Here is a 23,656-nt window from a genome sequence, read left to right on the forward strand (position 1 = left end):
CAACCGCGAACGAGACGAGCGCCGTCCCGGCATCTCGCCGCCGTGCGCCGGCCGTCCGCGACGCATGGTCAGCCCGCACCGCATTGCGTCACTTGCGATGCGGTCGTCCGCCGAAGCGCGCGGGCGGCAGTCCGCGGTAACCGGGCACCGCCGCGAAGATGCCGCCGGCATGCGGATAGCGTGTCTCACCCGGTGCCAGTGCCTCGCGCGACGTCGTGACGTACAACGTGTCGAGGCGCGGACCGCCGAAGGCCATGCAGGTGACATGCGGTGCCCCGATGTGCACGCGGGCACTGATGCGTCCGTCCGGGTTGTAGCGGACGGCCTGGCCGGCACCCCAGTGCGCACTCCACAGACCGCCGTCGGCATCGACGATGGCGCCGTCCGGTTGCCCTTCGCCCGGGCCGAGGCGCGCGAACACGCGGCGGTTCGCGATCTCGCCGGACGCCCGATAGTCGGCGCACTGGATGACGTGCGAGGGGGTGTCGGTGAAATACATGCGTGCGCCGTCAGGGCTGAACGCGACGCTGTTCGAAATATCCACGCGGGGCAGGTCCAGTTCGATCAGCGTGAGATCGCGGTTGAGGCGGTAGTAACGCCCGCGGCGTGCAGGCCGCTCCGCTTCGTCCTGGCTGCCGAACACGAAGTTGCCGAACCGGTCGCATCGGCCATCGTTCAGGCGGGTGCCGGGTTCGCCGCGCACGCTGCATATCGGATGAAGATCGCCGCGCTGGGGGTCGAAGAATGCCAGCCGGGAAGCGAGGGCCAGCAGGAGCCAGCGCGCGTCGTCGCACAGCGCGAAGGAAGCAAGCCGCTCCGGCATCGCCCAGCTGCGCAGCTGCCCGTCGGCCGCGCGCCAGTGCCAGAGCCGCGCGCCGGTGATGTCGGTCCACCACAGCGCACGTTCTGCGGGCGACCAGACGATGCCCTCCGCCAGCGTCTGTCGTGCGTCGATGAGGAGCGCTGCTTCCATGTCTGTTTCTCCGGTGCGTCATGTCGCGTCCGGCGGAAAACCCCGCCGATGGCGACCGGTGCAAGGAGCGGTCCAGCAATGGGTTCAGCCGAATCCCGAACGGTGCCGGGCCGAGCGCACGCGGCGGCGACAGGCAGTCCCGCCGGCAACGCGCATCGCGGCGATGGGCAGCAAGGCAGGCACCGTGGCGAGGTGTTGCGCACCCGCGACTGGCAGGTTGAAATCGGTGCGCCGCGCAATCGCGGTCTGGCGTGCGGCGGTTGGGGACCTGCGTTCCGCCCGGCAGTTCAGTTGGTCGCGCCTAGCTTGCGAGTGTCGAAGCCGTCGAGCGCGATCGCGGCGGTGGCATCGCTGTCGCCGTCCAGTCCAAGCCCATCGTCGCCGGCTGGAGCGCTGCCGTCGGCAAGCCGTCCCATTGCCGCATCGAGCGCGCCATACAGCTCGCCGATCAAGGTTTCGCCCAGGCGCGCCTCGAGGTCCTTGTACTGTTGCTCGATGATCGGTTCCATCCGGGCGATCATCGCGCGGCTCTTGTCGGTCAGCGCAATGATCTGGCGGCGGTGGTCGACTTCGGAGCGGGTTCGCGTGATCAGCGCCGCGCTTTCCATCGCAACAAGCATCCGCGTCAGGCTGGGACTGAGAATCGTGCAGGCCAGCGCAAGCTGATTGGGCTCCAGCGGACCCGAGCCGGCCAGCACCCGCATTACGCGCCATTGTTGTTCCGTGACGCCATGCTCGCGCAGGATCGGACGGAAGAACGCCATGAACTGTTCGCGCGCAAGCAGGAGCAGATGCGGCAGGTTACGGTGTTTGAACGCAGGAGTCATCGAGGCGATAGGGCGGCATTGGGCCTTGGTGGGCGGCGGTTCGTCCAGGGTGCGCTGCCGCCCGGCGTCGGCTTGCGAGAGCGAGCGTGCAACGACGCCTCTCGGATTGTCTCGACGGAAGCGACCCGTTGCCGACTGGCGAAAACCCTAGCTTGTGAAAAGATTTTAACCTGTTAAATTTTGTGCTGGAATGCGCTCCTGGCGTCTTTTCTCTAAACCCTTCGAAAGTACCAGTACGGTCCTGAGGCCTGGGAGCGGGCGAGCGCCCGTTGCGCTGTTCATCCTGACCGCCTGTCATTCCTGCATTGGGCGCTGGTCCAGCGTTGGTGGGCGATCGTCACCATCGTTGTTCGGTGCCAGGCGTCTGCGCCACGCGGCCGGCGCCGCCCCGATCTCGCGCCGGAACACCCGGCAAAAATACGCGTCGTCGCGATACCCCAGTTGCCAGGCGATCTCCGACACCGACGCTCGGGTGAAGCGCAGCAAACGTTTCGCTTCCTGCATCAGCCGATCCGTCGGCACACGCTTCGATGGCACGTCCGCCAGGCGCCTGCAGATATCGTTCAGGCGCGACTCCGTGACGTTGAGCGCTTCGGCGTAGCGCGCCAACGGCCAATGCTCTGCATAGTGGTGCTCCACCAGTTCGTTGAAGGCGCGAAACACGGTCAGGTCACGTCCACTCTGGGCACGCTTGGGTAACGGTGCGTCCGACGCACGGTGCAGCCAGATGAAGATGAGCCGCGTGAGCGCATGCAGACTTTGCCCCCGTTCCGGTCGCTGTGCGGACGCCTCGTCGCGCAGCATGTGGAACAGATCGATCAGCGTGCGCGTGACGCTGCCTCGCGGCACTGCGTCGAAGCCGCTCGCGGCCCTGGCAAGTTCGGACGCCGGCCGTTCGGAGGCCACGCATGACGGCGGCAGCGCGACGCAACGCGCTTCGGTCAGCGCGCGGCCCGGTTCGCCTGCGAAGCCTTCGCTCGCGAGCGCCCACACGATGGCCTGGTGCACGGTCAGCACATGCCCTTGCGCGTCGTCCGAAAACACGAACGCGTGTGGAATCGACGGCGGCGTCACGAAAAACAGCGGTGCGCTCGCCTGGTAGAACTGGTCCTCCAACTGGAGGCGCACCTCGCCGGTCTCGAGGAAGTGCACCTGGAACACGCGGTCATGCCGGTGCGCGCCCATGTTGCGGCCGAAGAAATCGGCCAGACGCGCGAGCGCCTCGTAGTGGATGTCAGCCCCCTCGTACCGTCGATCGAAGTCTCGGCCGAGATTGATGTTCGGGATCAGCGCGGGTGAGTCGGTCGGCATGGCATGGGCTTGGCATCGCCTAATCCACGGAAAGTACCATTTTTTCCGCGCATCGTGTCTTGGCGAGCGTGGCCGGCAGCGCGCAAGATGCGGTCATGCATGCCGCGCCGGCGTTCATGCCAGGTAGCGCCAGGTAGCGCAACGAACAATGGAGACAGCGATGACCACCACACAAGCCAGCCCGCGCCCCGAAGATATCCGCGCCGACCGCACCCGCCCGTTCACCGGCGAGGAGTTCCTTGCCAGCCTGCGCGACGACCGCGAGGTTTACATCTACGGCGACCGCGTGAAGGATGTCACGACGCATCCGGCGTTTCGGAACGCGGCTGCGTCGATCGCCAAGCTGTATGACGCGCTGCACGATCCGGCGTCGAAGGACGATCTGTGTTGGGCAACCGACACGGGTAACGGCGGCTACACGCACAAGTTCTTCCGATTCGCAAAGTCGGCCGACGATCTGCGGCAGCAGCGCGATGCAATCGCCGGCTGGTCCGGACTCAGCTACGGCTGGATGGGGCGCACGCCCGACTACAAGGCGGCGTTCGGCAGCGCCCTTGGCGTGGTGCCCGATTTCTACGGCGATTTCGCCGACAACGCCCGCACCTGGTACAAACGCATTCAGGAAGCCGGCCTGTACCTGAACCACGCAATCGTCAACCCGCCGATCGACCGCGACAAGCCGGTCGACCAGGTTCGCGACGTCTACATCTCCGTCGATCGCGAGACCGACGCGGGGATCTATGTCAGCGGCGCGAAGGTGGTGGCGACGAACTCCGCGCTGACCCACTACAACTTTGTCGGCCAAGGCTCGGCACAGGTGCTGGGCGACAACACCGATTTCGCGCTGATGTTCATCGCCTCGATGAACACGCCGGGCATGAAGCTGATTTGCCGGCCGTCGTATGAACTGGCGGCCGGCCTGGGCGGCGCGCCGTTCGACTATCCGCTGTCCAGCCGCTTCGACGAGAACGACGCGATCCTGATTCTCGACAACGCGTTCATCCCATGGGAGAACGTGCTGATCTACCGCGACTTCGCGCGTTGCAAGATGTGGTTCCAGAAGGGCGGCTTCGGACGCCTGTTCCCGATGCAGGGCTGCACCCGGCTGGCCGTCAAGCTCGATTTCATCTGCGGTCTGCTCGTCAAGGCACTGACCTGTTGCGGGACGATGGACTTCCGCGGCGTGCAGGCGTCGGTGGGCGAGGTGATCGCCTGGCGCAATACCTTCTGGGCGCTGACCGACGCGATGGTCGGCAATCCCGAAAACTGGGAAAATGGTGCCATCACGCCGAATTCCTCGGCGTTGCAGGCCTACCGCGTGCTCGCGCCGCAGGCGTATCCCGAAATCAAGAAGATCATCGAGCAGGTGGTTGCCAGTGGCCTGATCTATCTGCCATCGGGCGTACGCGATCTGAAGAACCCGATGCTCAATCGCTATCTAGAACAGTACGTCCGCGGTTCGGGCGGCATGAGTCATACCGAGCGGGTGAAGATCCTGAAGCTGCTGTGGGATGCCATCGGCAGCGAGTTCGGTGGCCGCCATGAGCTGTACGAGATCAACTACGCCGGCAGCCAGGACGAGATTCGCATGCAGTGCCTGCGCCATGCGCAAGGTACGGGTACGCTGGCAAAGATGACCGCGATGGTCGACCGTTGCATGGCCGACTACGACGAGAACGGCTGGCTCGTTGACCATCTGCACGGCCCTGAAGATATCAACGCCCTCGATCGCATTCGTCAGTAGATCGTCGGCTGGAGGCAAGACATGAACGAGATCGGCGAGGAACAGAAGCGCTTTCGCCATGCGATGGCGCACCTGTCGGCCGCGGTCAACATCCTGACGACCGATGGGCCCGCCGGCCGCTGCGGCATCACCGCGACCGCGGTCTGCTCGGTGACCGACACGCCGCCGACCATCATCGCCTGCGTGAACCGGAACAGTGCCACGAACGAGACGTTCAAGGCGAACAAGCGCCTGTGCGTGAACGTGTTGGGCGGCGAGCACGAAGCGCTTGCACAGCACTTCGCCGGCGTCACCAGCCTGTCCATGGCGGACCGATTCGGCTGGGCCGACTGGGACGAGGGCCACGGTTCGGTGCCGGTGCTGAAGGCCGCCCTGGTCAATCTGCAGGGCAGGATCACGCGCGTGGAAGAGGTGGGCACGCATTCGATCCTGTTCGTCGAGCTTGACGACGTGCGCGTGGATGAGCGCGAGTCCGCTGACAGCCTGGTGTACTTCAACCGCCTGTTCCATCGGCTGAAGCGCGCACCGACTTCCTGACGCGTGGGCCATCGTCGGACCATGGTGGACGACGATGCTCGGTTTCTCGCCACTCGATGAGGCTGCTGTGGTTCGACGGCCTGAGCTGCGCTTGATGACCGGCGCCCGTAGGCGGCGGCAGGCGTCGGCGCTGCGCTTGGCGGCGCCGCGCCTGCGCAGCCTCGGCTTCTGGCCGGGCAGAGGCAACCGCATCGCCGGTTGAGGCGTCGCTGGGGGGCCGCAACGCAAACAGGCGCGGATGGCACCGATGCGCGATTCGCGTTGCCTTGTGCCGCCTCGCAGGCTCGGGCTGCCGAGCAGGATGTGGGCTAGGGTTTCCCGCAGTAGCCGGTGTTGCGCGCTCATCGTTACCATGTTAATTATTCAGAGGCGGCGGCCCTGCGCTGCCTTTTCCAGGGGTGCGCTGGCCGGGGCGGCAGCGCATGACGCACAATCGTCCGAGCGGAAGCGATGTCATTCCAACTCACTGGCACGTCCGGCGTGCCGATTGCAGTCGGCACCGTGTACGGTGCGCTGCTCAACTATCGCGAGGCGCTGGCCGCGCTCGGCGATGCCGTCGAGCAGCCGCCTTACAAGCAGGCGCCGGTCGCGCCGATTCTGTATATCAAGACGCGCAACACCTTCGCGCCAGACGGCGCGTCCGTCGCCGTGCCGGCCGACGTCCCGGCGCTGGAAATCGGCGCCGCGCTCGGCGTGGTGATTGGTCGCCAAGCGACACGTGTCGCGCCTCGCGACGCGCTGGCGCACGTCGCGGGCTACGTCGCGGTGGCCGACATCAGCGTGCCGCACCAGAGCGTCTATCGGCCGGCAGTCCGGCAGAAGTGCCGCGACGGCTTCTGTCCGATCGGCGCGATGCGCGTGGCGACCGAGGTGGCGAACCCCGACTCGCTGGCAATCACGGTCAGCATCGACGGCGAGGTGCGTCAGCGCGCGAACACGTCGAGCCTGGTGCGCCCGGTTGCGGCCCTGATCGCCGATGTCACCGACTTCATGACGCTGATGCCTGGCGACATTCTGTTGGTCGGCGTGCCGCACGGCGCGCCGCAAGCGCACGCCGGACAGGCATTCACCATCGATATCGCCAGCGTGGGTTCGGTCAATGGGCGGCTGGTGGCTGCCGCCGCGGAGCAAACACGATGAAGACAGCACGCGTCGCCTACGACGGCGCCATCCACGTCGCGCATCCGACGGACACCGATGCACTGCGGCTGGGCGACGGCCGCCTGGTTGCCGAGCAGGCCGTCACCTTCCTGCCGCCGGTGGTGCCCGGCACCATTTTCGCGCTCGGGCTGAACTACGCCGACCACGCAAAGGAGCTTGCGTTCAAGGCGCCCGAGGAACCGCTGGTGTTCCTGAAGGGGCCCAATGCGCTGATCGGCCACCGGGCCCGCACGGTCCGTCCCGACAACGTCGACTACATGCACTACGAGTGCGAACTGGCGGTCGTGATCGGACGCAAGGCGCGCAACGTCAAGGCCGAGAACGCATACGACTACGTGCGCGGCTATACGATCGCGAACGATTATGCGATTCGCGACTATCTCGAAAACTACTATCGGCCGAACTTGCGCGTGAAGAACCGCGACGGCTGCACACCGCTCGGTCCCTGGCTGGTCGATCGGGAAGACATTGCGGACCCGATGAATCTTGCCTTGCGTACCCATGTGAACGGGCGGCTGACGCAGGAGGGCTCGACGCGCGACATGATCTTCAGCGTGCCCTGGCTGATCGAGTATCTGAGCAGCTTCATGACGCTTGCGCCGGGCGATCTGATCCTGACCGGCACGCCGGAGGGACTGGCCGATACGCGTCCGGGCGACGAGATCGTTACGGAGATCGAAGGCCTGGGGCGGCTGGTCAATACCATCGCCGCGCAATCCGAATACTACGGTTCACGTCACAGCGCCGCCTGAGGCGGCTTGCACGACAGGAGAGCAATCCGATGAGCGTCATCAAGCACTGGATCGACGGCAAGCAGGTCGAAAGCCGCGAAACCTTCGTCACCTACAACCCGGCAACCGGCGAGGAGATCGCGGCGGTGGCGTCGGGCGGCGAGGCGGAGATCAACGCGGCGGTGGCCGCCGCCAAGGCCGCCTTCCCGAAATGGGCGAACACGCCGGCCAAGGAGCGCGCGCGCCTGATGCGACGCCTGTCGCAACTCATTGCGGACAATGTGCCCGAGCTGGCCCGGCTCGAAACGCAGGATACCGGTCTGCCGATCACTCAGACATCCAAGCAGCTGATTCCGCGCGCGTCGCACAATTTCGACTTCTTCGCCGAAGTCTGCCAGCAGGTCAACGGTCGGACCTACCCGGTCGACGACCAGATGCTGAACTACACCTTGTTCCAACCGGTCGGGGTGTGTGCGCTGATTTCGCCGTGGAACGTGCCGTTCATGACGGCGACGTGGAAGGTCGCGCCGTGCCTCGCGCTCGGCAACACCGCCGTGTTGAAGATGTCGGAGTTGTCGCCGCTCACGGCCGACCAGCTGGGTCGGCTGGCGATGGAGGCGGGCATCCCGGCCGGCGTGCTGAACGTCGTGCAGGGCTACGGTGCGACGGCCGGCGACGCCCTGGTACGTCACCCCGACGTGCGGGTCGTCTCGTTCACCGGCGGCACGGCCACCGGCAAGCGGATCGTCGAACGCGCTGGTCTGAAGAAGCTGTCGATGGAACTCGGTGGCAAGTCGCCGGTGCTGATCTTCGACGACGCCGATCTGGACCGCGCGCTCGACGCGTCCCTGTTCACCATCTTCTCGCTGAACGGCGAGCGCTGCACCGCTGGCTCCCGCATCTTCATTCAGGAGACGGTGTACGACAGTTTTGTAGAGAAGTTCGCGGAACGCGCGAAGCGGCTCAGGGTAGGCGACCCGACCGACGAGAAAACCCAGGTCGGCGCGATGATCACCCAGCAGCATTGGGAGAAGGTCACCGGCTATATCAAGCTTGGCGAGCAGGAAGGCGCGCGGCTGGTGGCCGGCGGCGCGGACAAGCCCGAGGGCCTGCCGGCGCATCTGAGCAAGGGCAATTTCGTGCGGCCGACCGTCTTCGCTGACGTCGACAATCGCATGCGCATCGCGCAGGAAGAGATCTTCGGCCCCGTGGTCTGCCTGCTGCCGTTCAAGGGCGAGGAAGACGGCCTGGCGCTCGCCAATGACGTCAAGTACGGTCTCTCGTCCTATCTGTGGACGCAGGACGTCGGCAAGGTGCATCGCATCGCGCGCGGCATCGAAGCCGGGATGCTGTTCGTGAACAGCCAGAACGTGCGCGATCTGCGCCAGCCGTTCGGTGGCACCAAGGACTCCGGCATCGGCCGCGAAGGTGGCGAGTACAGCCTGGAGGTGTTCGCCGAGGTGAAGAACGTCTGCATCTCGATGGGCAGCCACCACATTCCGAAGTGGGGCGTGTGAAGCGCGCTGGCGGCGCCCGGGGCGCCGCGGCAGCGCAGGCTGGCGCCGGTCGCCGCATGCGACGCGCCGCAATAGCAAACAAGGAGGCGTGATGGGCAAACTGTCGTTGGCGGCCAAGGTGACGCACGTGCCGTCGCTGTATCTGTCCGAACTGCCGGGCAAGCATCAGGGATGTCGCGAAGCGGCCATCCAGGGGCACAAGATCATCGGCGAGCGCTGCCGCGCGCTCGGCGTCGACACCATCGTCGTGTCGGACGTGCATTGGCTCGTCAACGCCGGCTATCACGTCAACTGCAACAGTCGCTTCGAAGGCATCTACACGAGCAACGAGTTGCCGCATTTCATCAAGGACATGCGGTACGCCTATCCCGGTAATCCGGCGCTCGGCCGGCTGATCGCCGAAACCGCGACCCGCCATGGCGTCGGCACGCGCGCCCACGAGATCGACAGCCTGGAACTCGAGTACGGCACGCTGGTGCCGATGCGTTACATGAACGGCGACCAGCACTTCCAGGTGGTGTCCATCGCAGGCTGGTGCGCCTGGCATTCGCTCGACGAGAGCCGTCGCTTCGGCGTGGCGCTGAAGGAAGCGATCGAAGCGAGCGACGCCAATGTGGCCTTTCTCGCCAGCGGTTCGCTGTCGCATCGTTTCAATGACAACAACAGTCCCGAAGAAGCGATGCATCAGATCAGCCGCGAATTCTTCAAGCAGGTCGACCACCGCGTCGTGGAACTGTGGAAGGCGGGGGATTTCGCGACGTTCTGCAAGATGCTGCCCGAATACAACGAGCATTGCTACGGCGAAGGCGGCATGCACGACACCGCGATGCTGCTCGGGCTGCTCGGCTGGGACAGCTACGACAAACCCGTAGAAGTCGTCACCGACTACTTCACCAGCTCCGGAACGGGACAGATCAACGCGATCTTCCCGCTGAACTGACCCAGCTTCTTTCGCCCAGGTCCGCCATGCCTCATATCGTCGTCGAATACACCGACAACATCGCCAGCGAAGCCCGCATGCCGGTGCTGCTGAAACGTATCAACGAGACGCTGATCGCGCAGAACGGTCTGTTTCCGACCGGCGGCATACGCTCGCGGGCGCTTGCGCTGCACGACTACTGCGTCGCCGACGGCAGCGAGGACGATGCATTCGTGCACGTCACGATGAAGATCGGCGCGGGGCGCCCGCCCGAGGCCAAGCGCGCCGCCTGTGACGCGGTGTTCGAGGTCATCAAGGACCACTTCGCCGAGTTGTTCGCGAAGCGCTATCTGGCGCTCTCGATGGAATTCGCCGAGTTCGACGAAGGCGGCACCTACAAGCACAACAACATCCACGCGCGCTACAAGCGCGCCTGACGCAAGGGAATTGCCATGCTCGCGAAGGACATCGTCGAGACGCTCGCCAACCGACTCAACGAAGCGGAAAAGACGCGTCAGCAGATTCGCCAGATTTCGCTCGACCATCCCGACATCACGATCGACGACGCCTATGCGATTCAGCGGCGCTGGTTGGAAATCAAACTGGCCGAGGGCCGGCAGGTCCGGGGGCACAAGATCGGCCTGACCTCGAAAGCCATGCAGTCCAGCTCGCAGATCGACGAGCCCGACTATGGAACGCTGCTCGACGACATGTTCTTCGACGATGGAACCACGATTCCGACCGGGCGGTTCATCTTGCCCCGCGTCGAAGTCGAACTTGCGTTCATCCTCGACAAGCCGTTGCGCGGGCCGAACTGTACGATCTTCGATGTGTTCGACGCATGCCGCTACGTCACGCCCGCGTTGGAGATCATCGATGCGCGCAGCCAGTCGATCGACCCCGAGACCAAACGGCCGCGCAAGGTTTTCGATACGATAGCGGACAACGCCGCGAACGCCGGCGTGGTGATGGGCGGCAGACCGGTCAAGGCGCGCGATATCGATCTGCGCTGGGTGTCGGCAATCATGTCGCGCAATGGCGTGATCGAGGAGACGGGCGTCGCCGCCGGCGTGTTGAATCATCCGGCCAATGGCGTGGCCTGGCTCGCGAACAAGCTGCATCCGTTCGGGGTCGAACTGGAGGCCGGCCAGGTCATCCTGGGCGGCTCGTTCACGCGGCCGTGCGCGGCGCGTGTCGGTGACACCTTCAATGTCGATTACGGTCCGCTGGGTACGATTGCCTGCTACTTCGGATAAACGATGAGCGATATCCTGCACAATCCGTTCAAGGCGGCACTGGCCGCGCGCCGCTCGATGATCGGGCTGTGGCTTGGCCTCGCCAGCCCCTACGCGGCGGAGATGGTGGCCGGCGCCGGCTACGACTGGCTGCTGGTGGACGGCGAGCACGCACCGAATACGCTGCAGACCATCCTTGCGCAGTTGCAGGCGGTTGCGCCTTATCCGACGCATCCGGTCGTGCGCGTCGCGTGGAACGACGCGGTGATGATCAAGCAAGTGCTCGACGTCGGCGCGCAGACGCTGCTGATCCCGATGATCGACGACGCCGAACAGGCACGGCGCGCGGTCGCGGCGACGCGCTATCCGCCGCAGGGCTCGCGCGGCGTCGGCGCCGCACTGGCCCGTGCATCGCGCTGGAACCGCGTGCCCGACTACCTGCAGCGCGCGAACGAGCAGATCTGCGTGCTGGTCCAGGTCGAGACGCGCAAGGCCTTGGACAACCTCGACGAAATCCTGTCGGTCGAGGGGGTCGACGGCGTGTTCATCGGGCCGTCGGACCTGGCGGCCGACTTCGGCGCGCTTGGCAATCCAGGGCGGGCCGACGTGCAGGCCGCGATCGGCACGGCCATCGCCGCGATCAACGCGGCGGGCAAGGGCGCCGGCATCCTCAGTGCTGACGTGGCCTCGTCGAAGCGCTACATCGAGCTCGGCACCCTGTTCACGGCGGTCGGCGTGGACACCACCATCCTGGCGCGTGGCGCCGAGAACGTGTTGGCGCAGTTCCGCGACGTGCGGGTGGCCGCCGCGCCGAGCGGCGGCGTGTACTGAACGCCGACGCGTTCTCGGTTCGCGCGGGCTGGCACGGGGCCTGCGCCGCGTGTTTGACAGGGGCCGGCGCGCGGCCTCGCTTGAGGAGATGAGCTGTGCTGAGCCTGAACGATTCGCTGCTGTTCCGCCAGAATGCCTTGATCGACGGCGAGTGGTGCACTGCCGACGATGGCGCCGTGCTGTCCGTCGACAATCCCGCGGACGGCGCCATCGTGGGCCGCGTGCCGAAAATGGCGGCGGCCGAAACCCGACGAGCAATCGATGCGGCGCAGCGTGCGTTCGGTCCCTGGCGGCGACAGACCGCCAAGGCACGCGCGGACCTGCTCAAACGGTGGTTCGCGCTGATCAATGAGCATGCCGACGATCTCGCCAGGTTGATGACAGCGGAGCAGGGCAAGCCGCTTGCCGAAGCACGGGGAGAGATCGTTTATGCGGCGTCGTTCATTGAATGGTTTGCCGAAGAGGCGCGTCGCATTTACGGCGACGTGATTCCAACCACGGCCAACGATCGCCGGCTGATCGTGACGCGCGAGCCGGTCGGCGTGGTTGCAGCGATCACGCCCTGGAACTTTCCCGCGGCGATGATCACGCGCAAGGTCGGCCCGGCGCTGGCGGCGGGTTGCACGGTGGTTTTGAAGCCGGCCGAGGCGACGCCGTTCACGGCGCTGGCGCTGGCGGAGTTGGCGCTGCGCGCCGGCATCCCGGCAGGCGTCTTCAACGTCGTGACCGGCGAGCCGGCGGCAATCGGCGGTGAGATGACGAGCAATCCGTCGGTGAAGAAGGTGACCTTCACCGGCTCGACGGCGGTCGGCCGCCTGCTGATGCGGCAGAGTGCCGACACGATCAAGAAACTGTCGCTCGAACTGGGCGGCAACGCACCGTTCGTGGTTTTCGACGATGCCGATCTCGATGCTGCGGTGGCGGGCGCGATTGCCTCGAAATATCGCAATGCAGGGCAGACGTGCGTGTGTACCAATCGCATCTACGTCGCGCGCGAGGTGCATGACGCTTTCGTCGAGAAGCTCGCCGCGGCGACCGCAAAATTGAAGGTCGGCGCGGGTACGGAAGCGGACGTCGCGATTGGCCCACTGATCAACCGGGCGGCGGTGCAAAAGGTGAGCGAGCACATTGCGGATGCGCAGGCCAAGGGCGCTCGCCTGGTGCTCGGCGGCGAGCCGGACGAGCGTGGCGGTAATTTTTTCAAACCAACGGTGCTGGCCGATCTCGACAAGTCGATGTTGATCGCACGCGAGGAAACGTTTGGCCCCGTCGCCGCGGTGTTCCCGTTCGATTCCGAGGAGGAGGCGATCGCGCTGGCGAACGATACCGAGTTCGGCCTGGCCAGTTACTTCTACAGCCGCGATATCGGCCGTGTGTGGCGGGTCGCCGATGCCCTGGAGTCGGGCATGGTCGGCATCAACACCGGTCTGATCTCGAACGAAGTCGCACCGTTCGGCGGCGTCAAGCAGTCCGGTCTGGGACGCGAAGGCTCCAAATACGGGATCGAGGATTACCTGTCGATCAAGTACCTTTGCATGGCGGGCCTGTAGGCCTCGGTCCGCTCGCCACGCGCGTCACTGGCGCGTGGCGGAGGCGCGCCCGATGCCGCGTCCGATGCCGCGCCAAGCGACATCCGATCGACCGTCACGCGGCAGCCAGATTGCAGCGGCGCCGGCACGCTTCTGCTAAAACGGGTATGATTCTCGCTTAAGGTGCCGACCGCAATGACGCGGCCACCTTGAAAATCGTAGATTCGTCACAATCTCGGTTCAATCTGGCGGTTCGAAGCGGCCGCCTATCTTCCTACGCAGACGTTGCCGTGAAGCGGCCCGCGTCCTGCAGCTACCAAACACGGCGGGCCCACGTATTCGGCTGACACCCTCTGGACAGAGGTTCGTGTCGCTGCACGTCGTGCCAGGCAAGTCATTAGAAAAACAGACAACAGTATCGGCCCAGCCGCGTAATGAAGTGGCCGGGCCGTCGCAACACCGGAGTGAAATGCAGAACATGCAAAACCAGTATCGTGGCTATGAAATCCACGCCTTTGCCCATCCGCTTGGCGATGGCACCTATCATTCGAACGTCGAACTCGCGGCCAACGACGATCCGTCTCGTCGTTACGCGTTCCACGCGATCGAATACTTTGCGGATATGACCAGCGCTGTCACGCACGGCGAACAGTACGGCGCGTGGTGGATCGACAACAGAGGCTGAAAGCCGATTGATCGACCGAGCAGGCGCACACGCGCCTGCTCGGGTCCAAAAGGCGCCGCGACCCTGGTCGCGGCGCCTTTCGTTTGTGATGCTGCTTCGTCGCCTTGTGGCGCGTTGCGTTGCGTCGTGTCGAGTTGCTTCGGGCCGCTGCGCGCCGCCCGCAATACCGGCCTCAGCGGTGCGCGGACACGAACCGCAGGACCGCTTCGTTGAAGGCGCGTGGGTGCGCGAGATTCATCCCGTGCGATGCGCCGGCGATCGTTTGCCGCTGGCTGCGCGGCAACTGCGCGGCCAGCGCCGCGATGACCGCGTGGAAGCGGACAGGGCTGCGTTCGCCGGCTACCAGCAGCACCGGGACGTCGAGCGCTTCTGCTGCGTCCTTGCTCACGCCGGGCATTGCTTCGCGCGCTTGCAGGGGAATGGTCGACGCGTTGTCGCGCATCATCGCCTGCACCATCGGCGGCGTTTGCCGCCACGTTCCGGGGCGCGAAACCGTATCCACGAAGCGCGCCAACGCTGCATCGGTGTGGCCTTCTTCGAGCAGCGCGAGCACCGGCACCAGCCAGTCCGCCGCAACCGGGACGACTTCTGACGCGATTTCCGGCGCGTAGTCGGCTGCGCGAGCGGGTGGCTGAGTGGGTGGCTGAGTGTGCGAATACGCTGGCGATGGCGTCAAGCCCGCTTGCGGGGTCTCGGCGCCGCCCAGCGGACCGCGGGCGCCGCCCGGTTCGGCGAGCGTGAGGCTTGCGATTCGATGTGGCGCGGCGACCGCGAGATGCGCGACCAGGGTGCCGCCCCGCGAATGGCCAAGCAAATGTACCGGCTCGTCGCTACGCGCATCAATCAAAGAACGCAGCGCTTCGGTGTGAGTGTGCCAATCGAATGGCACTGCTTGTTCGGCAACCGGATGGTAGTGCGGCAGGCTGACCGCGATAACGCGATGCTCGGCGGCGAAGACCTGGAATTGCGGCTGCCAGAAACGGTAGTCGCAGAGCGAGCCGTGCACCAGGACGACGGTGGGCCCATGGCCCTTCTCGATGTATGCGATGCGAGCCCCGGCGGGGGACGTATGAACTGTGGGCTGCATGGCAAGAGGCGGGAACGGCGGGGAAAGAGTGGCGCGGGCGGCGCCGGGCAGAACCTCGGCAAGCCGGTCTGCCTTGAGGGCCCAAGCGCGTCGGCAGCAATGACTGCGGAAAACCCTGTATTGTAGTGGATTCGTCGGGACCGGGCCGACCCGGAATGGCGTGGCAGCAGGTTGCCTCGACCGTTTCGCCGTACCCTCGACCCGGGCCAACGGTTGGCCGGCTGCGCGAGTCAGGGCGACGTCGCGCGCTGTGCCCGCGTTCCATTCCGTACCGCGTTGCCCGTCCGCCGTCCCGTTTTTCAGATTTCGTCGTTGACCATCGTGCCTGTCTCTCGACCTTCGTCGCCCGCTGCGTTCAGCGACCCAGCGTCCGTCCCTGAGGCGTCGCGGGCAGCGCCTGTCACGCCTGCGCTCGATGCCGCGGACGGTTACCCGCATGACGCCAGCGGGCATAGGGACGGTGCCACCGGCACAAACGTGCCGGGCGTGGCTGGCCCGTTGCGCGCCGGCGTGAGCGCGGCGGCACCCGAGCGCCCCGACACGCGCCCGCATGCCGCCGCGGAGGCCACCAGGGGTGTCGGGGCGACATGCGGCGCGGCGCTGTGGCTGGTGGTGTGTGCATTGGCCAGCGCGATGCTGCTGAGCAGCGCCCCGTCCGCGCTCTATCCGCTCTACCAGCAACGCTGGCAGATGAGTTCCGTCGCGCTCACGGGCGCGTTCACCGCCTACGGCATCGCGGTGCTCGTCACGCTGCTGGGCTGCGCACCGCTTGCCGATCGGCTTCGCGACCGTCGCTGGTTCATTGTGCCCGGACTGGCGATGGTGGCGGGCGGCGCGCTCGCGCTTGCCTTCGGCGACGCCCCTGTGTGGCTTTTCGCGGGGCGGGCATTGGCGGGTCTTGGCGCCGGTGTGTTGACCGGCAGTTGCAACGCGGCGCTCTTTGAATTGCTGCCACGCGAGGCGCACGGGCGTGCCGCGGCGCTGGCGACGCTGTCGCTGACCTGCGGCGGCGCGCTCGGCCCGATTCTGGCCGGCATCGCGTTGCGCTTCGATCTGTGGCCGCTTCTGACCCCGTATCTGGTTGTCGCGTTGATCGCGTTGGGAACCGCGGCAGGTCTGTATGCCGTGCATTGGCCGGCGCGTGTCCCCGTCGCGCATTCGACGACGCAGCGCAGCCGCAGGCTGGGCGAAAGTATCCGCCATCCCGATTTCATTACCGCATCCGCCACCCTGATGTTTTCGTGGGCGATTGCCTCGGTGATCCAAGCGCTGGGCCCGTTGATCGCCAGCGACTACGCCGGGATTGCAAGCCGTTCCGCTGCCGGTCTCACCGTCACTGGCTTCCAACTTGCCGCCGGACTTGCGCAGTTGACCCTGCGCGGCCGGGCCCCCGACCGTCTGGCGCTGCGCGGCGCCATCCTGCTCGGCGTCGCATTGGCGGCGGCGGTCTTGGCGACATGGGCCGTGTGGCCGTTGCTGTATGCCGGCGCCCTGGTCGTGGCCGGCGCGAGTTACGGCGCGGCATTCGTCGGCGCAGCGGGGCTGGTCAATCGCGCCGCGCCGCCCGACAAGCGCGGCGCGATGGTGTCCTTGTTCTATTTGCTTGGTTATGTCGGCAACGCGATTCCGGTGCTGGCCATCGGCGTCGGTGCGGACGCGTTCGGCATGCGCGCGGCGATGACGACTTTCGCGTGTGCGATGCTCGGCGCCGCGGCGCTGTTGTACCGCTATACGGTGTACGGCGCGCTGGGTCGCGCGCGCTAGACGAGCACCGCACCGTCGCCGAAGCGGGACGTGGTGCGGGCCGTGCGCCGCTGGCGGGACTCCGCACCGGCTTGCTGCTCGACTCGACCAGCCGGTCATGCCTTACGCGAAGCGTGCGCTCCGCGCGACGCCCAAATGACAAGACGGACGCCGTGGCGTCCGTCCCGTCGACCTTCGTGAAGCGATCAGTCGCGCCTTGCGGCGCGCAATCTTATTGCTTCTGCGTGGTGGTCGGCACCTGTTGCAGCTGAGCCGGGCCACTGTCCGCGCCGCCCGGCGCGTTGGTGGCGATATTGCCGCCGTTCGTGCCGCCTTGGGCTTGAGCCTTCACGGCGGCGCGCTCTTCAGCAGCCGAATCCTTCTTCAATTGCTTGCGGTCCGCCTTGGCGGCCTTGACCCGCTGCTTGTAGTCGGACTTCGCAGCCTTGCGATTCTGCTTGTATTCAGCGTTGGCCGCCGAGTTGTCGTTGCGGTGCTGAACCAGCGGATCGGTGGTCTGCGCCGTCACGCGCTGCTCCGGCGGCGTGGCGGGTGCATCGGTCGTCGGCGTGGTTTGCGCAAACGCGGCGCCGGTCGCGCCGATGGTCAGGGCGGAAGCAAGCAGCATCGATTGGAAGCGGGTCATAGTTCCTCCTCGTTTTTAGTGAACCGTTTTGTTTCGCGGTGAGTACAGCTTATGCACTTCCGGCATTTACAGGTGTTAAGAACCTGTAACTTCCTTTGCGACCAACCCCCATGGGTCGGCGGAAGACAGCGCCCATACATGCAAACCCCATGCCTACGCAGTGTGGCATGGCGCACCGACAGCCGGAACGTTCGCTGGGAGATCTGGCAATGCGGGAAATGGACCGGCTGTGCCGCGAACAAGGTCGCGCGGGCAAGTAAAGCGGATGGATGGCGAACAATGAGCGAGCTGCACTGCAACTGCCGGCGCCTGGTCGGCGCGGTGAGCAAGCAAGCGTGGCGAGAGCTTGCGGCCACATCGCGTTGCTCCCCTGGCGACTCGTTCAGGCAACTCCGGACCGCGCCCGGAGAGGGCGGCATGGGCGGCATGGGCGGCATGGGCGAGCTGGGGCGACCTCGGAAAGCGGTCTGCCCTCGGCGTGTGCTGCCCGTTGGCGCGAATCCATCAGGACAGACGCGCAGGCGGCGAGCGAGGCGATGACACAATAGAAGTGTTTAACGGCGCTGCGAGCGGTTCTGCTTCCGCGCGCTCGACTGCGGAGCAAAGACTCAGCCGGCGACTTCGCCGTTACATTGCGCAGCGGCAAGCCGGATGAACCTGGCGGTGGTGGACCCCTGCCGCGCTACGTAGGTAGGCGAACCCAGGTAGGGCGACCCCAGGGAGGGTGATCCAGGTAGGGTGGATGCAGGCGGGGGCGGCGCCTGCAGGATCGCCAGCGCCGCGCGTCGGTCACTTTTTCAGGACTTCGGCAAAACAGTTCGCAACGTACTCGATATTGCCTTCGTTCAGGCCGGCCACGCAGATACGCCCCGAGCGGACCAGATAGACGCCGTATGCTTCGCGCAGCGTGTCGACCTGCTCGGCGCTCAAGCCGGTGTAGCTGAACATGCCGCGCTGCGTGAGGATGTACGAGAAGTCGCCATCCGGCACCTTTTGCGACAGCACCGCGTGCAGACGTTCGCGCATCGCCTTGATGCGCTCGCGCATCGCGGCAACCTCCTTCTCCCACATCGCGAACAGCCGGGCGTCGCCCAGCACGGCGGCCACGACCTCGCTGCCATGCAGGACCGGACTCGAGTAATTGCGGCGGACCGACGATTTCAATTGCCCGAGCACCCGGCCCGCACTTTCGGCGTCCTCGCAGACGACGCTGAGACCGCCGACGCGTTCGCCGTAGAGCGACAGGTTCTTCGAGAACGAGTTCGCCGCGAGAAACACCACGCCGGCATCGGCCATCGCGCGGATCGGCCAGGCGTCCTCCGCCAGGCCATCGCCGAAGCCCTGGTAGGCCATGTCCATGAACGGCAGCAGTTCGCGCGCCTTGACCACCTCGATCACCCGCGACCACTGCTCGCGATTCAGGTCGATGCCGGTCGGGTTATGGCAACACGGATGCAGCAGGACGATGCTCTGCGCAGGCAGGCCCGACAGCGTGTCGAGCATCGCGTCGAAACGCAGGCCGTTGCTCGCGGCATCGTAGTACGGGTAGGTATTGACGGTGAAACCCGCGCCCTGGAACAGCGCCGTGTGGTTGTCCCAGGTCGGATCGCTGACCCACACCTGACTGTCTGGGAAGTAGCGCTTCAGGAAGTCAGCGCCGACCTTCAGTGCACCGGAGCCGCCGATCGACTGGATGGTCGCGACGCGTCCTTCGGCGAGCGCCTTGTGGTCGGCGCCAAATACCAGTTGCTGCACGCCCTTGCGATAGGCGGGCGAGCCCTCCATCGGCAGGTAGAGACGCGGCAGAGCCTGTGCCTGCGCGATCCGTTCGGCTTCCTTGACACTGGCCAGCAGCGGCACGTCGCCGTTCTCGTCGTAATACAGGCCGATCGACAGCGCCGCCTTCGTCGGGCGGGGATCTTTCGAATAGGCCTCCATCAGGCCAAGGATCGGGTCGCCGGGGTAGGCATCAACGCGTTCGAACATGGTGACTGTCAATCGGTGAGTGGATCGGTAATGAACGGCTCGGGCGCGGGGCGATCGCTTTGCGCTCGGAACCGCGAGTGTAGCGTCAAAGCTGGGTGCGAAGTTGCCAAAGCTCGGGGAACAGGACGACATCGAGCATCTTGCGAAGATACGTGGCGCCGCTGGTGCCGCCGGTGCCTGTCTTGAAACCGATGATGCGTTCGACGGTGGTGACGTGCCGGAAGCGCCATTGGCGGAAGCGGTCCTCGATGTCGACCAAGTCCTCGGCGAGCTGATACAGGTCCCAGTACCGGCGCGGTTCGCGGTAGACGGCGAGCCAGGCGGCCTCGACCGTTGCGTCGTACACCGTCGGACCGGTCCAGTCGCGCTCCAGACGCGCCGCGTCGATCTCGAAGCCGCGTCGCGCAAGCAGGCGAACCGCCTCGTCGTACAGCGACGGCTCGGCCAGCACGGTGGCGAGCGCGTCGTGCAGTTCCGGTCGGTGCGCATGCGGCTTGAGCATCTGCTCGTTCTTGTTGCCCAGCCGGAACTCGATCTCGCGGTATTGATGCGACTGGAAGCCCGACGAGGAGCCGAGCGAGCCGCGCATCAGCGTGTAGTCCGACGGCGTCAAGGTAGCCAGCACGTTCCAGCCGGTGACGATCTGCTCGAAGATCCGCTTGACTCGCGACAGCATCTTGAACGCGGGGTCGAGCTCGTCATTGCGCACGCACAGCAGCGCGGCACGCAACTCGTGCAGCGCGAGTTTCATCCAAAGCTCGCTCGTGTGGTGCTGGATGATGAACAGCATTTCGTCGTGCTCGCCCGACAGTGGCTTCTGCGCGGCGAGCAGCGTGTCCAACTGCAGGTAGTCGCCATAGCTCATCGACTTGCTGAAGTCGAGTTTGGCGTCGTGCCACCCTTCGCTCGCCGGACGGGGACTGTTGAAGGGGCAGGTCGGAGGCGTGTCTTCGTTCATGGGGGACGTGGGGCGTGCGTGGCGAAGGCCCGGTCGTCGCCGGGCCGTTTCCGCAGGTGCTTCGAAGCGACAATAATAGTGAGTAAAAATTCGAATGTGCTTGCGAAAAATACGGCGCCTGCGCCGCACTTTCGCATAGAATCGCCGCAAACCGACTTAATAAGACAGGAGATTGCCGTGACGCTGGATGCGATCGACATGCGGATTCTGCATTGCCTGGAGAGCAACGGCCGCATCAGCAATCAGGATCTGGCTGCCCGCGTGGCGCTGTCTCCGTCGGCCTGCCTGCGTCGCGTCAAGCTGCTCGAAGAGGCGGGCGTCATCGCCGGCTATCACTGCGACATCGACCTCAAGAAGGTCGGGCTGGAAGTCGAGGCCGTCGTGCAGGTCACGATGCGCCACGACGTCGAACATTGGCACGAAACCTTCGTCGAGGCAGTGGCAGCGTGGCCGGAGGTGCTCGACGCGCTGATCATCACCGGCTCGTGCAGCTATCTGTTGGTGGTGCACACGCGTGACCTCGCGCACTACTCGGACTTCATCGTCAATCGCCTCTATCGTACGCCAGGCGTGATGAACATCACCTCGAACATTGTCCTTGGGTCGCTCAAGCGGCGCGGCTCGGTGACCGGCCTGTTGCGCGCCAGCGCCAGCCGGGGCTGACGCGCACGGAAGGGGTCTTGCGCCCCGGAAAAGCACGTACACTCCCGATGTCGGTGCGCCAGCGCTCGCAACAGGGGTAGGCGGACCGGCGCGCTGGCTGCGGTTTGCGGCCGCGCGCGCCGCGGTGGGCGGGATGCGACGCGCCGCGCCTGGCGTGGCGGCCGGAACGGCTGTCAGACCACAGCGGCACCGTCAGCCAGCACAACGTCGGCACGACAGCTCACAACGACAGCTCACAACAACATGGGCACCAGCCCGGCCTGTTAGCGCAATGCGGCATCGCCGCCAGGGAAAGGATGATTAGGCACCTGTCAATCCGTAGTCGGATCATCGCCAGCTTCGGTCTGGTGTTCGCGTTGATGATCGTGATGGCTGGGCTGGCCTACACCCGCCTGCTCAAGATCGACGACGAGGCGCGCAGCGTGCAGCGCGAGTCGGTCCAGCAGATGTACCTGATCTTCGCGATCCGCGCCGCCTGGGCCGAGAGCTACCTCGCCGCGAGCCGGATCGCCTATTCGGACGAGACCGCGGACAAGGCCAAGGCCGACCGCCTGCGCATTGTCGACTCCCGGGTGCGTACCGACGAGTTGATGTCGCGCTACGAAAGCCTGCTCAGTTCGGCGGAGGACCGGCAGGCTTTCAAGCAGTTCCGCGACGCACGCGAGAAATATCGCGCGGTGATCAACCGCTTCCTCGAACTGCCGGATGGACGCCCGGTCGAGGCGGGCGTCTTGTTCAGCGGCCAGCTGACGCAGGTCTTCGACGCGGGACGGCAACTGATCAGCGGCATCGCCGATACGCAGAAGCGTTCTGCCGACGATTCCGCCGCGCAGATCCGCAATTCGGTCTCCGACGCCGAGGCCGCAATGGCCGTGGCCTTGGTCATAGCACTCGGCGTGGCGGTGACCTGCGGCTATTTCCTCCTCAACGCGGTGACTTCGCCGCTGCGCACGATCACCGGGGTGATCGACACCATGCGTACCGGCGACCTGACCGGACGCATCGAAAGCGACCGTCGCGACGAATTCGCGTTGCTCGAAGCCGGCTTCAATCGCATGAGCGACGAACTCACGGCGCTGGTCGGGCAGGCGCAGAAATCGTCGATGCAGGTCACGACGTCGGTCGCCGAAATCGCCGCGACCTCGAAGGAGCAGCAGGCCACCGCCGCGGAGACCGCGGCAACCACCGCCGAAATCGGCGCGACTTCACAGCAGATCTACGGCACGTCACGCGACCTGGTACAAACCATGAGCGAGGTGACCGAGGTGGTCGATACCGCCGTCGCGCTCGCCGGCACCGGTCAGGACGGACTGTCGCGCATGAGCGAGACGATGCAGCAGGTGATGGGCGCGGCCGGCTCGATCAGCGCCAAGCTGGCCATCCTCAACGAAAAGGCCGGCAACATCAATCAGGTGGTGTCGACGATCTCGAAGGTGGCGGACCAGACCAACCTGCTGTCGCTGAATGCCGCGATCGAGGCCGAGAAGGCCGGCGAGTACGGCCGCGGCTTCGGCGTCGTCGCGACCGAGATCCGGCGTCTGGCCGACCGCACGGCGGTTGCGACCTACGACATCGAGCAGATGGTGAGGGAGATGCAGTCGGCCGTTTCGGCGGGCGTGATGGGCATGGACAAGTTCTCCGAAGAGGTGCGCCGCGGCATTCAGGAAGTGCAGCAGGTCGGCCAGCAACTGTCGCAGGTCATCCAGCAGGTGCAGACACTGGCGCCGCGCTTCGCCGTCGTCAACGACGGCGTGCAGAATCAGGCGGGCGGTGCGGAGCAGATCACGCAGGCGCTGTCGCAACTGACCGAAGCGGCGCAGCAGACCGTCGAGTCCCTGCGCCAGTCCAACCAGGCGATCGACGATCTGACCTTGGTGGCGAACCAGCTGCGCACCGGCGTCACGCGCTTCAAGGTCAAGGCATGACGCCGGCGCGATGGCCCACGCTGCGACCACGGCACGTTTGAGCGGCGCGTCATGACGATGCTGTTTCTGACTTTCCGCATCGCGCGGGACTGGTACGGGCTCGACGTGCGGCGGATCCGACGCGTGTTGCCCCTGCAAGCCCTCAAGCAGATCCCCGCCGCGCCGCACTGGCTGGCGGGGCTCTGGCGCGACCCGAGCGACAAGCGGCATGGATCGGTGCCGGTCATCGATCTGGTTGCGCGGATGACGGGCCAGCCAGCGACACCGCGCGTCAGCACGCGTCTGTTGCTGGTCGACTACGTGCGGGCCGACCGCCCCTGGGCACCGGCGGTGCCGCTCGGCCTGATCGCCGAGCAGGCGACCGAGACCTTGCGTGTCGGCGAGGATGCGCTGTTGCCCAGCGGTATCGACACCCCCGAGACACCGTTTCTCGGGCCGGTCTTCGCCAGCCGCAAGCACGGCCTGGTGCAGTGGGTCGAGGTGGACGCGCTGCTGGGCGCGGAGGTATGCGGCCGTCTCTATCCGGACGACGGGGGGGCGCGGGAGCTTGCTGGAAGCGGCATGGGAAGCGCCGTTGGAAGCGCCGTTGGAAGCGCTGACGGCGCCGTCGATCGGTTGGCGGCACCCGGCCGGGCACGGGAGGCGTGA

Annotated in this window: 22 protein-coding genes; 15 read left to right on the forward strand and 7 right to left on the reverse strand. The window is 65.8% G+C overall.

Features of this window, described 5'->3' with window-relative positions:
- Positions 1–88: 88 nt before the first annotated feature.
- The 3 genes from BLU54_RS01415 to hpaA form a co-directional block, all read right to left on the reverse strand.
- Positions 89–973 (reverse strand): SMP-30/gluconolactonase/LRE family protein, encoded by an 885-nt coding sequence (locus tag BLU54_RS01415; protein WP_091903817.1) that lies wholly within the window; start codon positions 971–973, stop codon positions 89–91.
- 287 nt (positions 974–1,260) lie between these two features.
- Positions 1,261–1,800, reverse strand: coding sequence for a homoprotocatechuate degradation operon regulator HpaR (gene hpaR / locus BLU54_RS01420; RefSeq protein WP_091903818.1), 540 nt, complete (start codon positions 1,798–1,800; stop codon positions 1,261–1,263).
- A gap of 294 nt (positions 1,801–2,094) precedes the next feature.
- Positions 2,095–3,111, reverse strand: a complete 1,017-nt coding sequence (gene hpaA, locus BLU54_RS01425; protein ID WP_091903820.1) for a 4-hydroxyphenylacetate catabolism regulatory protein HpaA — start codon at positions 3,109–3,111, stop codon at positions 2,095–2,097.
- 160 nt (positions 3,112–3,271) lie between these two features.
- Here hpaA and hpaB point away from each other — a divergent pair, with 160 nt between their 5' ends.
- From hpaB to BLU54_RS01480, 11 genes are all read left to right on the forward strand, one after another.
- Complete coding sequence (hpaB, locus tag BLU54_RS01430; protein WP_091903822.1) at positions 3,272–4,855, forward strand: 4-hydroxyphenylacetate 3-monooxygenase, oxygenase component; 1,584 nt, start codon at positions 3,272–3,274, stop codon at positions 4,853–4,855.
- Positions 4,856–4,876: 21 nt separating this feature from the next.
- Positions 4,877–5,392 (forward strand): 4-hydroxyphenylacetate 3-monooxygenase, reductase component, encoded by a 516-nt coding sequence (gene hpaC / locus BLU54_RS01435; RefSeq protein WP_091903824.1) that lies wholly within the window; start codon positions 4,877–4,879, stop codon positions 5,390–5,392.
- Between the two features lie 450 nt (positions 5,393–5,842).
- Positions 5,843–6,532 carry a fumarylacetoacetate hydrolase family protein gene (locus BLU54_RS01440; protein ID WP_091903825.1) on the forward strand — a complete coding sequence of 230 codons (690 nt, stop codon included), beginning with the start codon at positions 5,843–5,845 and terminating at the stop codon, positions 6,530–6,532.
- A complete protein-coding gene (locus BLU54_RS01445) occupies positions 6,529–7,305 on the forward strand; it encodes a fumarylacetoacetate hydrolase family protein (RefSeq protein WP_091903826.1) in 777 nt (258 codons plus the stop codon). Before BLU54_RS01440 ends, BLU54_RS01445 begins: the two co-directional genes overlap by 4 nt.
- 29 nt (positions 7,306–7,334) lie before the next feature.
- Complete coding sequence (gene hpaE, locus BLU54_RS01450) at positions 7,335–8,801, forward strand: 5-carboxymethyl-2-hydroxymuconate semialdehyde dehydrogenase (RefSeq protein ID WP_091903827.1); 1,467 nt, start codon at positions 7,335–7,337, stop codon at positions 8,799–8,801.
- 91 nt (positions 8,802–8,892) lie between these two features.
- Positions 8,893–9,741, forward strand: a complete 849-nt coding sequence (gene hpaD, locus BLU54_RS01455) for a 3,4-dihydroxyphenylacetate 2,3-dioxygenase (RefSeq protein WP_091903828.1) — start codon at positions 8,893–8,895, stop codon at positions 9,739–9,741.
- A 26-nt stretch (positions 9,742–9,767) separates the two neighbouring features.
- Complete coding sequence (locus BLU54_RS01460; RefSeq protein ID WP_091903830.1) at positions 9,768–10,157, forward strand: 5-carboxymethyl-2-hydroxymuconate Delta-isomerase; 390 nt, start codon at positions 9,768–9,770, stop codon at positions 10,155–10,157.
- Between the two features lie 15 nt (positions 10,158–10,172).
- A complete protein-coding gene (gene hpaH, locus BLU54_RS01465; protein ID WP_091903832.1) occupies positions 10,173–10,976 on the forward strand; it encodes a 2-oxo-hept-4-ene-1,7-dioate hydratase in 804 nt (267 codons plus the stop codon).
- Positions 10,977–10,979: 3 nt separating this feature from the next.
- Positions 10,980–11,786, forward strand: a complete 807-nt coding sequence (gene hpaI, locus BLU54_RS01470; RefSeq protein ID WP_091903834.1) for a 4-hydroxy-2-oxoheptanedioate aldolase — start codon at positions 10,980–10,982, stop codon at positions 11,784–11,786.
- A gap of 98 nt (positions 11,787–11,884) precedes the next feature.
- Positions 11,885–13,336 (forward strand): NAD-dependent succinate-semialdehyde dehydrogenase, encoded by a 1,452-nt coding sequence (locus BLU54_RS01475; RefSeq protein ID WP_091904474.1) that lies wholly within the window; start codon positions 11,885–11,887, stop codon positions 13,334–13,336.
- Positions 13,337–13,682: 346 nt separating this feature from the next.
- The gene (locus tag BLU54_RS01480) at positions 13,683–14,000 is read left to right on the forward strand and encodes a hypothetical protein (protein WP_139169392.1); all 318 of its coding nucleotides are present in this window, start codon (positions 13,683–13,685) and stop codon (positions 13,998–14,000) included.
- Between the two features lie 172 nt (positions 14,001–14,172).
- On the opposite strand, the gene BLU54_RS23560 is transcribed toward BLU54_RS01480, so the two are convergent.
- Positions 14,173–15,087 carry an alpha/beta fold hydrolase gene (locus BLU54_RS23560; protein ID WP_170844972.1) on the reverse strand — a complete coding sequence of 305 codons (915 nt, stop codon included), beginning with the start codon at positions 15,085–15,087 and terminating at the stop codon, positions 14,173–14,175.
- A gap of 486 nt (positions 15,088–15,573) precedes the next feature.
- Between BLU54_RS23560 and BLU54_RS01490 the strand changes: the two genes are divergently transcribed.
- Positions 15,574–16,851, forward strand: a complete 1,278-nt coding sequence (locus BLU54_RS01490; RefSeq protein WP_170844973.1) for an MFS transporter — start codon at positions 15,574–15,576, stop codon at positions 16,849–16,851.
- 211 nt (positions 16,852–17,062) lie between these two features.
- On the opposite strand, the gene BLU54_RS01495 is transcribed toward BLU54_RS01490, so the two are convergent.
- The 3 genes from BLU54_RS01495 to kynA form a co-directional block, all read right to left on the reverse strand.
- A complete protein-coding gene (locus tag BLU54_RS01495; protein WP_211435279.1) occupies positions 17,063–17,476 on the reverse strand; it encodes a hypothetical protein in 414 nt (137 codons plus the stop codon).
- A 789-nt stretch (positions 17,477–18,265) separates the two neighbouring features.
- Entirely contained in the window at positions 18,266–19,462 is a 1,197-nt protein-coding gene (locus tag BLU54_RS01500; RefSeq protein ID WP_091903841.1) for an amino acid aminotransferase, read from the reverse strand.
- Between the two features lie 85 nt (positions 19,463–19,547).
- Positions 19,548–20,420: a tryptophan 2,3-dioxygenase gene (gene kynA / locus BLU54_RS01505; protein ID WP_091903843.1), complete on the reverse strand. Its 873-nt coding sequence runs from the start codon at positions 20,418–20,420 to the stop codon at positions 19,548–19,550.
- A 177-nt stretch (positions 20,421–20,597) separates the two neighbouring features.
- Here kynA and BLU54_RS01510 point away from each other — a divergent pair, with 177 nt between their 5' ends.
- The 3 genes from BLU54_RS01510 (at position 20,598) to BLU54_RS01520 (ending at position 23,656) form a co-directional block, all read left to right on the forward strand.
- Entirely contained in the window at positions 20,598–21,083 is a 486-nt protein-coding gene (locus BLU54_RS01510) for an Lrp/AsnC family transcriptional regulator (RefSeq protein WP_091903845.1), read from the forward strand.
- A gap of 296 nt (positions 21,084–21,379) precedes the next feature.
- A complete protein-coding gene (locus tag BLU54_RS01515) occupies positions 21,380–23,008 on the forward strand; it encodes a methyl-accepting chemotaxis protein (RefSeq protein ID WP_170844974.1) in 1,629 nt (542 codons plus the stop codon).
- A gap of 51 nt (positions 23,009–23,059) precedes the next feature.
- Positions 23,060–23,656: a chemotaxis protein CheW gene (locus BLU54_RS01520; RefSeq protein WP_091903847.1), complete on the forward strand. Its 597-nt coding sequence runs from the start codon at positions 23,060–23,062 to the stop codon at positions 23,654–23,656.

This window comes from Chitinasiproducens palmae (assembly GCF_900095735.1).
Taxonomy (GTDB): Bacteria; Pseudomonadota; Gammaproteobacteria; order Burkholderiales; family Burkholderiaceae; genus Chitinasiproducens; species Chitinasiproducens palmae.

Excerpts from the sequence above, each read along its gene's own strand:
- BLU54_RS01415 (WP_091903817.1), bottom strand. The coding sequence starts at position 973 with ATGGAAGCAGCGCTCCTCATCGACGCACGACAGACGCTGGCGGAGGGC.
- hpaR (WP_091903818.1), bottom strand. The coding sequence starts at position 1,800 with ATGACTCCTGCGTTCAAACACCGTAACCTGCCGCATCTGCTCCTGCTT.
- hpaA (WP_091903820.1), bottom strand. The coding sequence starts at position 3,111 with ATGCCGACCGACTCACCCGCGCTGATCCCGAACATCAATCTCGGCCGA.
- hpaB (WP_091903822.1), top strand. The coding sequence starts at position 3,272 with ATGACCACCACACAAGCCAGCCCGCGCCCCGAAGATATCCGCGCCGAC.
- hpaC (WP_091903824.1), top strand. The coding sequence starts at position 4,877 with ATGAACGAGATCGGCGAGGAACAGAAGCGCTTTCGCCATGCGATGGCG.
- BLU54_RS01440 (WP_091903825.1), top strand. The coding sequence starts at position 5,843 with ATGTCATTCCAACTCACTGGCACGTCCGGCGTGCCGATTGCAGTCGGC.
- BLU54_RS01445 (WP_091903826.1), top strand. The coding sequence starts at position 6,529 with ATGAAGACAGCACGCGTCGCCTACGACGGCGCCATCCACGTCGCGCAT.
- hpaE (WP_091903827.1), top strand. The coding sequence starts at position 7,335 with ATGAGCGTCATCAAGCACTGGATCGACGGCAAGCAGGTCGAAAGCCGC.
- hpaD (WP_091903828.1), top strand. The coding sequence starts at position 8,893 with ATGGGCAAACTGTCGTTGGCGGCCAAGGTGACGCACGTGCCGTCGCTG.
- BLU54_RS01460 (WP_091903830.1), top strand. The coding sequence starts at position 9,768 with ATGCCTCATATCGTCGTCGAATACACCGACAACATCGCCAGCGAAGCC.
- hpaH (WP_091903832.1), top strand. The coding sequence starts at position 10,173 with ATGCTCGCGAAGGACATCGTCGAGACGCTCGCCAACCGACTCAACGAA.
- hpaI (WP_091903834.1), top strand. The coding sequence starts at position 10,980 with ATGAGCGATATCCTGCACAATCCGTTCAAGGCGGCACTGGCCGCGCGC.
- BLU54_RS23560 (WP_170844972.1), bottom strand. The coding sequence starts at position 15,087 with ATGCAGCCCACAGTTCATACGTCCCCCGCCGGGGCTCGCATCGCATAC.
- BLU54_RS01495 (WP_211435279.1), bottom strand. The coding sequence starts at position 17,476 with ATGACCCGCTTCCAATCGATGCTGCTTGCTTCCGCCCTGACCATCGGC.
- BLU54_RS01500 (WP_091903841.1), bottom strand. The coding sequence starts at position 19,462 with ATGTTCGAACGCGTTGATGCCTACCCCGGCGACCCGATCCTTGGCCTG.
- kynA (WP_091903843.1), bottom strand. The coding sequence starts at position 20,420 with ATGAACGAAGACACGCCTCCGACCTGCCCCTTCAACAGTCCCCGTCCG.
- BLU54_RS01515 (WP_170844974.1), top strand. The coding sequence starts at position 21,380 with ATGATTAGGCACCTGTCAATCCGTAGTCGGATCATCGCCAGCTTCGGT.
- BLU54_RS01520 (WP_091903847.1), top strand. The coding sequence starts at position 23,060 with ATGACGATGCTGTTTCTGACTTTCCGCATCGCGCGGGACTGGTACGGG.